The sequence below is a fragment of the Streptococcus sp. LYSM12 genome, from assembly GCF_004569635.1.
Taxonomy (GTDB): Bacteria; Bacillota; Bacilli; order Lactobacillales; family Streptococcaceae; genus Streptococcus.
Genome location: NZ_SPOZ01000007.1, coordinates 30,799 through 44,624, shown reverse-complemented (window position 1 = coordinate 44,624; position 13,826 = coordinate 30,799). Strand labels below are relative to the sequence as shown.

Below are 13,826 nucleotides of genomic sequence, written 5' to 3'. Positions count from 1 at the left end.
GAAAGAAAGGGATTTTTATGGCAGAAGAATACACACAACGCCCATCTTCACGTGGAAAAAGCCGTCGAGAGAGGGTAGAACATGCTCGTTCTCGAGCAATTTTAGACGTAGCGAACGAACTTCATATGGAATTGGTTCGTTCGGGACGAGATTATCGCTGGAAAGAACATGATTCTATGGTCATTTCCCCTGATAAGAATATGTGGAACTGGTTTTCACGTCATCAAGGTGGTGATGTTATTTCATTAGTGGAAACGATGAAAGAAGTGAACTTTAACCAGGCGATTGACTTTTTAAATGATGGTAGCTTTAAGGAATTTACAGCTGTGGAGCGAGTGCAGGATCCGTTTTCGTATTATCTTGAGCCTTATGAACAGCCATTTGAGGCAGCTAGAACCTATTTAAAAGACCAACGGGGCCTTTCTAATGAAACGATTGATTTCTTCCTTGAAAAAGGAGTGCTAGCCCAAGCTAATGCCAAGATAAATGGTAGTATTGAACCAGTTGTTGTCTTTAAGTCCTTTGATTTCTCTGGTGAAATTGTGGGGGCTACGCTACAAGGCATAGAAGAAAACAGGGAGAAATGGCCTGAATGTGGTTATGCTAAGAATATTGTCCGAAATTCTGACGGTATTACAGGTCTGCATGTGGATATTGGTCAGCCTAACCGTCTTATCTTTGCGGAAAGTGCTATTGATTTGATGTCCTATTACGAATTGCACAAAGATAATCTTCAGGATGTGCGCTTGGTCTCAATGGATGGTCTGAAAGAAGGTGTTATTGGTCGACACTTGGCACAGCTCCAGTCTGACATCTCAGGTCGGCCACTACGTTGGAGTCATGATCAGCTGGCGGAAGGTTTGCAGACGGCGATTGATAATAAATTTTTTGCGGAAGGGAAACATGCAGATTGGATTACCTTGGCAGTGGATAATGATGAAGCTGGCCAAAACTTTGTTAGCTCTTTACGTGATAAAGGAGCGGTGGTTACTGAAGCATTACCAGATTTGCGACATGGACAGGAAAAGATGGATTGGAACGATGCTCTAAAAAGCTCACTGTCTGATCTAATTTCTAAAATAGATCAGACAGAAACAGTTGAAGACCATCAGACAATAGTAGATGAAATCATTGCAGATATTACACAGGATGATACAGCTTATTATCTGTGGCATGATGAAGAACTTCATAACTTGGGAGCTGAGGATACTATTTTAGAGGAATTCCATGGCATGCTTGAAGATAGAAAATATCCAATGGCTGGAGCAGAACTCTATGTTGAAGACTCAAGCAATGATGGTGCAACAGGTTATCTCTCACTTGACGGGCATGTACTCGATAGAGACGGTATTCTTGATTATCTTTCTGATCAAGAGTTTTCGGATATGGAAAAAGTGGAATTTCTAACAAAACTACAAGCTAATCTTCCTGAAATTTGGGATAAGGTTCTCAGTCACTATGAAGACACATTTAAAGTAATTGTTGATAAATACGAACTAAAATCCTCTGATTCTCCTCTGATCCAAAATCAAGATACAGAATCCTTAGCGAGTGAACAGAAAACTGCGACCTATGATTTTGTTAAAAAAGAAAATGAAGAATTAGTGAAGCAATTAGAAGCTCGGATAAAAGCAGGAGAAATATCTATTTCCTTTGATACAGATGTGTACTTTTACAATGTCTTTGGAAATCTAGGAAATAGCCATCCCCTCAAATATATCAACGCTAAACGATTGGAAGTTTTAGCTCCACTTCAGCCAATATTAGCTTCTATCGATGATAAGACCGTTGACCTGTATAAAAACAAAGGTACGGAGGAACAAGATTCCCTATATCAAGCTTTAAAACCTCACCAACGCACATTGGGAGTAGATATTTCAACCCGATTTATTGGAGAACTTGCTATAGCGGCATACTCAACAAATAAACAACTTGAAAGTCTCTCAGCTGAACGGTTCGGTTCTTATTATGGCACTAGAACATTCGATAATCTGTCGCAGTCTATAGAGCGAATGCTAGAATACCCCTTGAATGAAGCAGGTATCAAGGATTATACTTATGGTTTTGTGACAACTCCCAATGCTTTTTATCATTACCTGATGGAACAAGAAGGTGAAGTTGTTCTCAGTCGATCTGACGTAGAAATGTTGATGTCTCGTATTGAATCACAGTCTTATCAGATAGTAGAAGCCATCCAAGAGGAAGTTTCTATTTCAGAAGAAAAAGAAAAGTCCCTTGAAATGAATCAAGAGACTAACACTGGCGGCGAACTATTGAATCGCAATTCCAGTTTTTTAGGAGAAGATTCTCCAGGGACAGCACCGCAGCCCGTTGAGCCAGAAGCCCAACCTATTTTTCCTACCAATGTTCATTTACATTTTACCACTGATGATGGAATTATGTCAAATAAAGCATTTAGGAAAAACTTGCGAACTTTGAATTTATATGCTAATACGATGAGAGATTCGGCACAATGGTACTTATCAGAAGTGGCGGATACTACAATGAGATATATTTATAAAACTTCTCAAGAAGATGGATTACAAGTCCTTAGTGTTCATTTTGGTAAGAAAAATTGGATGCACTTAACAGGAGTAACACCAGTATATGAAAATTGGGTAGATTCACTTTCTGAACAATTTATTGATGATATTGCTAATAGTAAGGGTCATTTTAAGAATTTAAAGTTTGCACTAGGGACCCCTGATAAATTAAAAGTTCTTAACTTACTTCCTGAAATTATTGAATCAGATACCTTCGTATTTAACGATCTATCGTCTGTTAAAAAGTTAAATAATCTCGATCTTTCACAGGCACTTAATCCCGAAGATAGCGATTTACTTTTGCTATTTAGAGATGAGGGAATTCACCAAGTTCCTGCTTCGTTGATGAAAATAAAAGGTGAGTTGAAAGAAAAAATGTCTGATATAGATAGTGGAACAGTGTTAGGAGTTTATCGCGAAAGAGATGGACAACTTGAACAAATCTCAATCAATGAGGAATATGTTAAAGATGGTGGTCAGGAGATGCTATCAATTTTGGAGAATAAACAGTATGAAGAAGCTATTGATGTATCCCAAGAAATAGTTCCAACGGATGTTTTTTCAGCTGAACTTTTCACTCAAGTATTAGATGCCGCATATAATGTAGGGGATCCTAGAAAACTTGGAACACAAGTACCGGAAGAGTCTAAAGTAGCTTGGGAGCGATACTATGAACTCTCTGATAATCATGAAGGAAACTTTAGCGCTGTGGTCGATGCTGTCGATCAGCTGGGGCTAGTTGATAAAAATTCTAATTTCTATCAAGAATGGAATCAGGATCGTATTTTTAGTGAAACCTATCATGTACGTCTCCAGTGGGCAGAAACGTGGCCAGATGGTTTTCAGATTCCGTTTAAGGAAACAGAGCTTGTAGATTACCAAACATTTGCTGAAGAGCTTTACAAGCAGAATAGAGCCTTCTACGAACATCATCAAGAAAGTGTAGCTACAGTTGATGCAACAGGAAACCAGGATGCCTATATCCCCTACACTAAAGTTAAATTTGATGTGTATGCACCTGGAGGAACACTTATTAAAGATAATGTTCGCTATGATATTGGTGATGAAACCGAACCTATCTCACGTTTGCTAGGATTAGGCTACCGTCGCTTAGAGGGACAACCTGAATTAGCTGCTATCGATGAGAAAATCCTTTCTAAGCTGGAAAACCAAGAGGTGAATCAGGAAATTGCTACTGAAGCGAATGAACAGAGTTTGAATTCAAACGAGTTGCTTCCAGAGGAGGATTATTCAAGGGGAAGTTTTTATTCTCCTAATCAGAAAATAAAAACGAATTTAGCTCAACGAGTAGAAGAAATTATGGCAGAAGATAAAACCAAGATACTGGTTGCTTCGGTTCCTCAGATTCAAGAAAATCTATCCGTTGAGGGGAACTTAGTTGGGACACCTCAATCAAATGATCAAATGCTTTATACGAACAGAGAAGAATTTGGTCAAGATTATCAACTAGAGTTAGCGGTTCATAGTCCAAAAGCAATTGATTTTTTAGAAGATGTACAAGCTCCATGGACGTTGGCTCTGATGAGGGGAGAAGAAAAGCTAGGTTATTTAGCCTATGGCAGTGATTGGGGCAATGATTTCCAAATTCACGAGGAATTAGAGAGAGTTGCTGAACAAATTGGAGTTGGAAAAGCACCAGAGGGGCTTTATCAACAGGAAGAAGTAGGCACCTTTCTTGCTAGTAACCAAGGAAAAGAAAGGAGTAAGGGACAACAGACTCCTACTATTTCAGCTGAACCTTTTGATTATACTAGTGCATCCGCCTATGACATCAGCGAACATGCTTTCCAAAAAATCCGAGAGTATACCCAATCTCCTAAAGACTTACTAGAGTATATGGATTTCATGAGTAAGTTCCCTAAACTTTCTCCTCGCAATGTTGCTCTCATTCATGAACAGTGGCGTGGCGCAAACGCAGTTGCAACTTACGACCAGTGGAAATCGATGGGAGAAGCTTTAGGCATAAAACCAGAGGATGTGATTCAGACTAAGGCAACCTATACCAATAAGCGTACAGGCGAAACGAAGGAAGTCATTCATCAGGGGCTGTCTGTTAAAACAGGGGAGAAAGCCAAAATCACATTGTTTAGGCCATTGATGGTTCGGATGATTCCAGTCCTAGATGAAAACGGTCATCAAGTGAAAAATGATAAAGGCAATCCAAAATATAAGAAGTTGTCTGAAGCAACATCACAAGAAAAAGCTTTAGTGAAAGATGGTAAACTTCCTGTCCGTCAATTTCAGGAGAGAGATTCTAAAACAGGCTATCCACGCTTTACCACCTACAAGGTGTTTGAGTTATCCCAGACGACGCTGAAACCAGAAAGTTATCCGAAAGCCATGCCAAACCGTCATTACAACTTTAACGTGGATAAAGTTAAGACGAAAGAAGTACTTGAAGGCTTATGTGATTATGCGGAAGGCATTGGTATTACCATGATGAAAGATGAAGCCCACGTTTTAGGGAATGCGAAAGGGGCCTTTTACCCAGGAGAACAACTCATTCTCATTAATCCAGATAATACACCTGGAGAAAAAATTGCGACAACCATTCATGAGTTAGCGCATGCAACACTTCATAACCCTAAGCTGGCCAATCAGTATCAAGAGCTACCGAAAGGACAAAAGGAATTTGAAGCTGAGATGACCAGTCATTTGTTGTCCAAATACTTTGGACTAGATACTTCTGAAAAAGCGATTGATTACATGGCGAGTTGGACAGATAATCTAAAAGCATTAGATGATAAGCAACTGACTGATTCTTTGAAACGAGTTCATAAAACTGTTTCTAATATGATGAAGCATATTGAAAACCATACCAAACCCTATTCATTAGGAAAAAATCGAGAACAAGCACCAAATTTTCCTAAGCCCCCAACCAAAGGACCTAGTAGATAAGTTAAAAGGTGCTCTCAAGTGAGAGTGCCTTTTAATGTACATGAAAGAATACAAAAAGTTATATAACAAAGTGTGCAGTTATTTTTGGAAAGGGATTTAAGTTCTATGACTTGTCCGCTTAATGCAGAGAATGTCATTATCTCTTATGATGGAAGTATCAATGAAAAGGAGAGAAGATATGGTAACAGTTATTCTAGCTGAAAAAGAAAGCCAAGCTGCTGCATACGCAGAGAGTTTAGGAACGGCTAGTCAAAAAGGAAAAGTGCATATTGTGAAGCAAACACCCTATTTTTCAGATGAAGTGCATATTATTGCGGCGGAAGGGCATTTGTTTGAATATGGACTGCCAAAAGATAATTGGGATTTGGAAAAGTTACCCTTGGTTGATGTTTCTTTTAAGCAGGCCTTAAAGCAGGACAAAGTTTCTAAAGAAACCTTCAAGCAGATTTATCAGGAAGTAACAGCAGCGGATCAAGTCATTATCGGTACGGACTCTGATCGAGAAGGGGAACGGATTGCTTACTCAATTTTATCCCATATTCCTGAAGGCAAAAACAAAGTCACCAAACGTCTGTGGGTCAATTCCATGACGACACGTGCTCTCCAGAAAGCTTTTCAACATCTGAGAGATCCGATAGAAACCTATAACTATTATCTGGAAGCCGAAGCACGTGCACAATCAGATTGGTTGGTCGGTATGAACTTATCTCCTCTGGTAACCTTGGAACTTCAAAACAAGGGACGGCTACCAAGAGGAAAAGGGAATAGCTTATCGGTTGGTCGTGTTCAGACGCCTGGAGTACGTCTCATCTGTGAAAATGATTTAGCGATTCAAAACTTTAGACCAGAGACTTATTGGAAGTTACAGTTACAAGATAAGGAAACGGAGATTAGTTTTTCAAATAAAGAAAAGTACGCAGATAGTGAGCTTATCCTAGCAACATCACGACAACTAAGTCCAGTATCTACCGTTCTTTCAGTTGAAGCAGAAGAGCAACAAAGAGCAGCGCCAGCTCTATTTAATTTATCAGATGTTCAGGGATTGGCAGCTAGGCAGTGGGGATTTTCGGCGACGAAAACAGAACAGATAGTGGAAAGCCTCTATTTGAAAAAATACTTGTCTTATCCTCGAACAGATACTCGCTTTATTACTGAGGAGGAGTTTGATTATCTAAAGACTTACATCAAGAGCTATCAAGCCACTATCAGCTGCCATTTTGAGCCAGTTCATTTAGAGCCAAGGGAAAATTATGTTAATCCAGAAAAAGTGGCTAAAACAAGTCACTATGCTCTTATTCCAACCGAAAATATTCCTAATTTAGTGACTTTAAAACCAGATGAACGGTTAATCTATGAAACAGTCGTTCGCAGAACTCTCTTGATGTTTGCGGCAGACTGTCGTTATCAAACGACAACAGTTGAATTAGAGAATCAAGGACTCGTCTTTAAGACAAGAGGTAGACAAATGCTTGATTCAGGCTGGGCATCTTTCAGCCAACAGAAACTAAAAGGAGATGTTGAGTTACCAGATTATCGTGTCGGAGATCAGCTAGAAACAAAGACTACTATTCTTGAAGGTGTGACAAAGCCACCTAAGAGAATGACCGAGAGTCAACTCATCAGTGAGATATTACCGAAGTATGGTTTAGGCACGCAGGCAACGAGAGGAGCTATGCTGAAAACCATTCAGGATCGAGGCTATGTGACGAAGGATAAGAAAACAGGGCAGTTATTCCCAACTAATAAGGCCTATCTTTTGATTCATTACCTTTATGATAATGAATTTGCTAGCCCTGAAACAACAGGCGGCTGGGAATTATTTCTCTCTCAAATTGGAGAAGGTGAGATTAACCCACGTGAATTTGTGGATGCTATCAAAGAGAAGCTAACAGATCAAATTGTGGCTGCTAAGGAAAGGAGTGATTGAGTTGGAAGATGAACTGAAGACTCCTTATTTAGATCAGTATACGGATAATCTCTCAGCCAAGATTGCTCAAAAATCTAATGACTACCAAGTTTATGGTCGAGATAAAGAGGTTCAAGCCGTCATTATCTCCCTTCTCAGACGAACCAAGAACAATCCTATCCTAGTAGGAGAAGCAGGCGTTGGAAAAACAGCTATTGTCGAAGGACTAACGTTTGCGATATTGCGTGACCAGGTTCCAGATGCCTTGAAAGGCTTAACCATTCGTTCCCTGGAGCTTTCTAGCTTGATGAGTGAAGAAAATGGCGGTTTTATTACCAAGTTCAAAAAGATCATTGAGGAGATGGTGGCGACACGTGGCCATAACCTTCTCTTTGTGGATGAGTTTCATACCATTATCGGAGCAGGTAGTCAAGATGGCCAAGCACTTGATGCAGGAAATGTGATTAAGCCCGTTTTGGCCCGTGGGAATATTCAGATAATCGGTGCAACCACCTTAGATGAGTTCCATGATTATATTGAAACGGATCGAGCTCTAGAGCGTCGGATGCAGCCAATTATGGTAGACGAACCAACTATTCCACAAGCCATCACCATTATTGATCAGGCTAAAGGCATCTATGAATCCTTTCATGGAGTTGAAATTTCGTCTGAAGCTGTTCAACAAGCTGTCCGTTTATCTGTTCGTTATTTGACAGATCGATTTTTACCAGACAAGGCCTTTGATTTAATTGATGAGGCCTCCACGATTGCTTCATCTGAAGGAAAAAGTATTGTAACTGAAGAAGATATTGCCCAAGTTTTGAAGAATAAAACAGGGATTCCTGTCACAACGATTCTAAAAGGCAATCAGGAACGGTTGGAAGGTTTTAAGGAAAAGCTAATGGCACGTGTCAAGGGACAAGAAGATGCCATCGAGGCTATTGTGGATGCAGTAACCATCGCACAGGCCGGACTACAAGATGAAAATAAACCCATTTCTTCCTTTCTTTTTCTTGGGCCAACGGGTGTTGGAAAGACAGAATTAGCCAAGGCGATTGCCGAAGCACTTTTTGATGATGAAGATGCTATGATTCGTTTTGATATGTCTGAGTTCAAACAGAAAGAAGATGTAACGAAGCTTATCGGTAACCGTACAACAAGAACAAAAGGGCAATTGACAGAAGGCGTAAAACAGAAACCTTACTGCGTCTTGTTGCTAGATGAAATTGAAAAGGCACACAATGAGGTGATGGACCTCTTCTTACAAGTGTTGGATGATGGTCGCTTAACGGATAGTTCTGGCCGTTTGATTAGTTTTAAGAATGTGATTGTCATTCTCACGACGAACATTGGCGCTATGAAGATTATCAATAAGTGGGAGTTGAAGGGTAACTTTAAAGAACTGACAGATCGTGATCGACAACAATTTGAGAAGTCGATGGACAGCGAACTTCAAAATGAGTTTAGGCCAGAATTTTTGAATCGGATCGAAAATAAAATCATCTTCAACCTTTTGGAACGTGATGTGATTGAGAAAATCGCAGCAAAAAATCTATCTGAGATAGCAGACCGAATGAAATGCCAGAATTTAACACTTTCCTATGAGCCTAGTTTAATTCAATACCTATCTGATGTGGGAACGGATGTGAAAAATGGGGCTCGTCCTTTAGAGCGGTTAATTAAACGAAAAGTATTAGCGCCTATCTCAGCCAGAAGCCTCTCATTAGATAAAAGCAAACAGACCTACAACGTTCATTTATGGGTTGAGGGAGATGCACCAGATGGTCAACATCGAAAAGATTTGCGGCAAATTCAATTGGAAATTGGAGGAGAAGTGGATTCTCTTTTCAGCTGAAAAAACTTTTTCCTGTGACTTGTCCGCTTACTGCAGAGAATGTCATTATCCCTTACACTAATAATGTCAATAAAATAAAGGAGGATTTCTATGAAACACGAATTGACAAAAATGTTAAATGAAGTGAGATCTAAAGGCAAGGGCTATTTGCTTAGTCTCTCACTCTTTCTGTCAGGACTCCTGACCAATACTGCCTATGCGGATGACCCTTTTGCCAAAACGCAAAATTTGGCTCAACAGGGTATTACAAAAGTCCAAGGGATTGGTATTGTCACCTTAGGGGCTGCTGTTGTGATCACGGGTCTCATCTATGGCTTTGGCGGTCGTGAAGTAAAAGCTGCGATCAAAAAACACTGGGTAGCTATTGCGGTGTCTATTATTGCGGTTTCTGCTGGTCCAAGCATTGTTGAGTGGGGCTTTAACTTTGTGAAAGGTTAAGGTGGCTGCAATGGCATTTATCCCTTTTAGGAAGAGTCCTAAATGCGTGGTAACAGATGATTTATTTCTAGAAGTCACATGGGAAGATGGGAAATCTCCAGATGATGATAGCGAGCTTTTGGGGATTATTGAAGGACTAGATCAACAGTATTTAGATACTTTCCAGTATGCGATTGAAGAATCACTTCCTTATATGACCTTTCTTCAAGCAGAATTGCTTTTTCAAGCTTTACAGGAGGCTTATGGCAAATTCCAGTTGAAAAGAGTTGCGATTTGTCACTTAGAAGGCAAAGAAGCCGTGTCAGAAGGGGAAGTCTTTGCCAGCTCATTTATCATTGACCAAAGGCATGAAAATTTACTCTTACCATTGATTCAATCTATCATGACAGAGCCAGATTTTCAATCCTATACCTATCAAGAAAAACGAGAGTATTTTGTCAATCAAATTTACCCAGTTTACAAAAAAAGCCTGAGGATTCAAGAATCAGCACTACCTCTTTTCCCAGAAGAAGGTGAGCCAGTCTCAAGTGTTTTGCCACAACAGAAGTTAGTCCCAAGCCATTCTATAGCTGCACCATCAGTAGAACAGAAAGCACCTAAAGAACCGTCTCTGAAAAAGGTTTATATCCTCATGGGGCTTCTTGCAACATTAGTTCTTGGGGGGATGATTTCATCTGTGATCTCACATGCGCAACTGTCCAAACAGAAGGAACAAGTGACCTATCTTTATCAGGAACTAAAAGATACCCAAAACTTAGTGGATAAGGAACATCAAATAGATGTCTTCAGCCGCTACTTTTTACCGAATTATTATTCTGGTAAGAAGGAAAATTTGAAGGATTTTCTGTCAGATGGCGATGCCAAATACACTGTTCCAAAAGAAGGTACCTTGCAGTCAGTGATTCTTGAGAAACTGACCTATGACTCAAAAACAAAAGAATACACAGTGACCTATGTCCTATCCGTAAAAGAAGGAGACAAGGCTTCCAGTATTCGATTACGTTTTTCAGTTAAGACGTCTAAGTCTTCTAAATATGGCTATGTTATCACGACAGAACCTAAAGAATCTGACTATCTCAAAACTAAAGAATAGAAAAGGAAACATGAACATGAAAAAGAAACAACTCTTATCTGCACTGACATTGTCAACACTTGCTTTAGCTCAGGCTGGCTTAGTCTCAGCTGATGAAGTGTCTTCGGTGGATCCAAGCGCACCATCTACGGAAGTGGTCACACCCCCAACGGATATGACCCCTCCAGCTACAGATACTGGTTCTTCTGATGCTGGGACAACACAACCGACAGTTCCAGTAGATCCATCTACACCAAGCACACCGACAGAACCTAGCACTCCCACAGACCCGAGTACACCGAATCCCAGTGCTCCAACAGATCCAGTAGTGCCAACCAATCCCTCTACTTCAGGAACTTCTACAGAACCATCTGATAACAACGGAAACAATAGTCATCCAACAACGCCTGGAGCAACCAATCCGTCAACTAATGGAAATGGAGGGACTACCCCTACATCACCAAGCGAAGAGCCGAAGAATCCAGCTCCCATGCCAGAACCCAATCAGACCTTTGATCCGTTTGAAACGAACGGTGGTCAAACCGTTGTCGGTACTCAAAATAGTCAGGTAGTCGTACAACAAGCTGATGGCACAACTCAACTAGTCTCAGCCGAATCTATAAGTGGCACAACAAATGCAGATGGGACAGTTACCCTAACTTCAGCCTCAGGTGAAATGAAGACCTTACCTGAAACAGGAGAAGAAGCAGGTGGTCTCCTAAATTTACTTGGAACTATCATGCTGATAGGTTTAGGATTCCTAAAGAAAAAGAAAATCTTCTAAAGGAAACTCATTAGTTATTTAGACCGTAATGTCGTTAAACTAAAATCATAAAAAGAAAAGGATATTGAACTATGTTTAAACAATCAAAACAAACTGTAAACGGACACGGATTTTTCCGTAAGAAAAAATGGGCAAAAGGTCTTGTATCGGGTATTGCGATTGCAGGAATGGCAATCTTTTCCTCGAGCTTAGCATTGGCTGACGAAGTTACTACAGAATCAATTACTCCTAACACTGGGCAGGTAGCTAGTCAAACGGTTCTTGAACCTGCAAGCAAAGAGTTGACATCTGCTATTGATACAGCTAAAACAGCAGGAGTGACGGTCACAGAAGAAGCACCACAATCAGTCGCAAGTGCTGAAGAGGCGCATGCTGACTATGCTACACAAGCAAAAGAGATTGAAGCTGTGACAGCGAAACAAGAAGCAATCAATGCAGAGAATAAGGATTTACAGACAGCGCATGATGAAGCAGATAAAACAGTCTCAACTGTCAATAAAGAAGTAGAAGAGCTGACAAAAACTTATCCAAATGCTAAAGTGGAAGAGAAGCAGGTTGATTTTGGGAATGGTACAAGTGTAGCTGCTTATCAAGCAGGTAAAGCAGAAGCAGAGGCAACTAGTGCAGAAAATAAGCAGGCAGTAGCTACTTATTTGGCAGAGAAGGCAGAAGTAGATAGGAAGAATGCAGAAACAAAAGCAAAGGAAGAGGAACTTAAACAAAAGAATCTTGCTTCTGATGAAGGAAGTAAGTTATATGTGACGGGTGAATTTGACACAAATGCCAAAGGGCTAGATTACTATAAAAATATTAAGGTAACTAGCCTTGATAAAGAATCACACGCAGTTCAGTCTTTAGGTTGGCAGGATAACACTGCATTGGAGTCTCCTATTGGTTTGACTGTGACAAAGTTAGGCGAAGAAAATCGGGGTCTTGTAAAACTTTATTACAAAGTGGAAGATACAACAGTTGGAGATTCCTTTATCTTACGCAATGTTGGTAAAACGGTAGATGGAAAGAATATCAATGCTAAAGTGACTTTAACTCGTGCAAGTGCCTTGACAGATACTTCCAAGTCTCATTTTAAAATTGGGAAGACTATTGACGGAGGGGTAGCAGTCAATTATTGGAATTACGATCGCTTAGGGTTATCGTTTGACTATTTCGGAGACGATAATGAACCATTAAAATTAGTGCTAGCTTCTGTTATTGGTGATGTCGACTATGGACAAACTGCTTCTATCTCTTTTAAAGGGAATAGCTTACACTATATTAATCCAGAAGGCTCAGGATTAACGCCGAATGCTGATAAGAGTTTAAGTTCAGACAGTTCTTTAGTTGTCGAGGGCTATCAACATGCACCTCTAGGGACATTCCTAATGGCAGGTTCTTCTTCTACGGTTGATTATGTCCACACGACAGATTCGTATGCCTTAGTTGATGGGAAAGTTGGAGCCTATGTTGAATTTGCTTTATTTGGAACAAGTTCGTTTGTAGAAGTCGAGGAGTTTAAGTATTTAGATAATCCACAGTTGGTTTTAAAGACAGTGACTAACCCTCCTAAAGCTATTCTGAAAGAAAATCTAGCGACTAACTACCATTTGAATACTTATGTTCGTCCCTTAACCGTCTCAAAAGATGTAGTCAATCTTAGTGGGGTCTCTATCAATGGTGGAGATTTGAAAATTGGGGAGAAAGCAATCTATACTCTTCAGGGGGCAAAAGTCTTTGCGAATGGCAAGGACAAACTTGTCAAGTATGATTTTGAGGACAATTTAGATATTGAGCATGACAAGTATCTTGATTACAAAATCTACGCTTTCACACTTATCACACTCACGGACGGCACAATTCTTGAAAGTATGGCTGATTTGAAAGACTTTGCTAAACAAACCTACGATAAAGCGACAGGTCGTTTCTACGTCTCCCTTAATTCAGACTTTTTAGCAAGAGTTTCAAAAGATAGTGATTTTCAAGCGGCTGTCGACATTTTGTTTGAACGTATCAAAACAGGCGATGTAACTAATACTTTTAATAATTACTTAGCCTTTGAGGATACAGAGGGCAATGTGACAGAAGTACCAGTTTTATCAAATGAAGTCATCACTCATACGCTAGAAGAACCAGAGGTACCAGAAGCTCCAAAAGCTCCTGAGAGCCCAAGTCCAATTTCTAATATCCCAGTTCAATCATCGGCTGTTCTCCCAGAGACAGGCGATGTAGGAAGTATTCTTGGTATCATTGGGGGAATGTTGATTTCTGGACTGGGGCTTGCGGGTATTTGTAAACGTAAAGCGAACTAAGTACAT

General features: G+C 40.1%; 7 protein-coding genes. All 7 read left to right on the top strand.

Annotated features, from left to right (window positions below; all coding sequences use genetic code 11):
- Positions 1-17 precede the first annotated feature (17 nt).
- Positions 18-5,462 (top strand): PBECR4 domain-containing protein, encoded by a 5,445-nt coding sequence (locus tag E4T79_RS03385; protein ID WP_135027747.1) that lies wholly within the window; start codon positions 18-20, stop codon positions 5,460-5,462.
- A 178-nt stretch (positions 5,463-5,640) separates the two neighbouring features.
- Positions 5,641-7,389, top strand: a complete 1,749-nt coding sequence (locus tag E4T79_RS03380; RefSeq protein ID WP_135027745.1) for a DNA topoisomerase — start codon at positions 5,641-5,643, stop codon at positions 7,387-7,389.
- A 1-nt stretch (position 7,390) separates the two neighbouring features.
- The gene (locus E4T79_RS03375; protein WP_135027742.1) at positions 7,391-9,223 is read left to right on the top strand and encodes an ATP-dependent Clp protease ATP-binding subunit; all 1,833 of its coding nucleotides are present in this window, start codon (positions 7,391-7,393) and stop codon (positions 9,221-9,223) included.
- 90 nt (positions 9,224-9,313) lie between these two features.
- Positions 9,314-9,661: a TrbC/VirB2 family protein gene (locus tag E4T79_RS03370; protein WP_135027738.1), complete on the top strand. Its 348-nt coding sequence runs from the start codon at positions 9,314-9,316 to the stop codon at positions 9,659-9,661.
- A 10-nt stretch (positions 9,662-9,671) separates the two neighbouring features.
- Positions 9,672-10,754 carry a hypothetical protein gene (locus tag E4T79_RS03365; RefSeq protein WP_135027735.1) on the top strand — a complete coding sequence of 361 codons (1,083 nt, stop codon included), beginning with the start codon at positions 9,672-9,674 and terminating at the stop codon, positions 10,752-10,754.
- A gap of 16 nt (positions 10,755-10,770) precedes the next feature.
- Entirely contained in the window at positions 10,771-11,517 is a 747-nt protein-coding gene (locus E4T79_RS03360) for an LPXTG cell wall anchor domain-containing protein (RefSeq protein WP_135027732.1), read from the top strand.
- A gap of 71 nt (positions 11,518-11,588) precedes the next feature.
- Complete coding sequence (locus tag E4T79_RS03355; RefSeq protein ID WP_135027729.1) at positions 11,589-13,820, top strand: LPXTG cell wall anchor domain-containing protein; 2,232 nt, start codon at positions 11,589-11,591, stop codon at positions 13,818-13,820.
- The last annotated feature ends 6 nt before the right edge of the window (positions 13,821-13,826 follow it).

Bases quoted from the DNA above. Each gene is read 5' to 3' on its own strand.
- E4T79_RS03365 (WP_135027735.1), top strand. From the start codon at position 9,672: ATGGCATTTATCCCTTTTAGGAAGAGTCCTAAATGCGTGGTAACAGAT.
- E4T79_RS03385 (WP_135027747.1), top strand. From the start codon at position 18: ATGGCAGAAGAATACACACAACGCCCATCTTCACGTGGAAAAAGCCGT.
- E4T79_RS03370 (WP_135027738.1), top strand. From the start codon at position 9,314: ATGAAACACGAATTGACAAAAATGTTAAATGAAGTGAGATCTAAAGGC.
- E4T79_RS03360 (WP_135027732.1), top strand. From the start codon at position 10,771: ATGAAAAAGAAACAACTCTTATCTGCACTGACATTGTCAACACTTGCT.
- E4T79_RS03355 (WP_135027729.1), top strand. From the start codon at position 11,589: ATGTTTAAACAATCAAAACAAACTGTAAACGGACACGGATTTTTCCGT.
- E4T79_RS03380 (WP_135027745.1), top strand. From the start codon at position 5,641: ATGGTAACAGTTATTCTAGCTGAAAAAGAAAGCCAAGCTGCTGCATAC.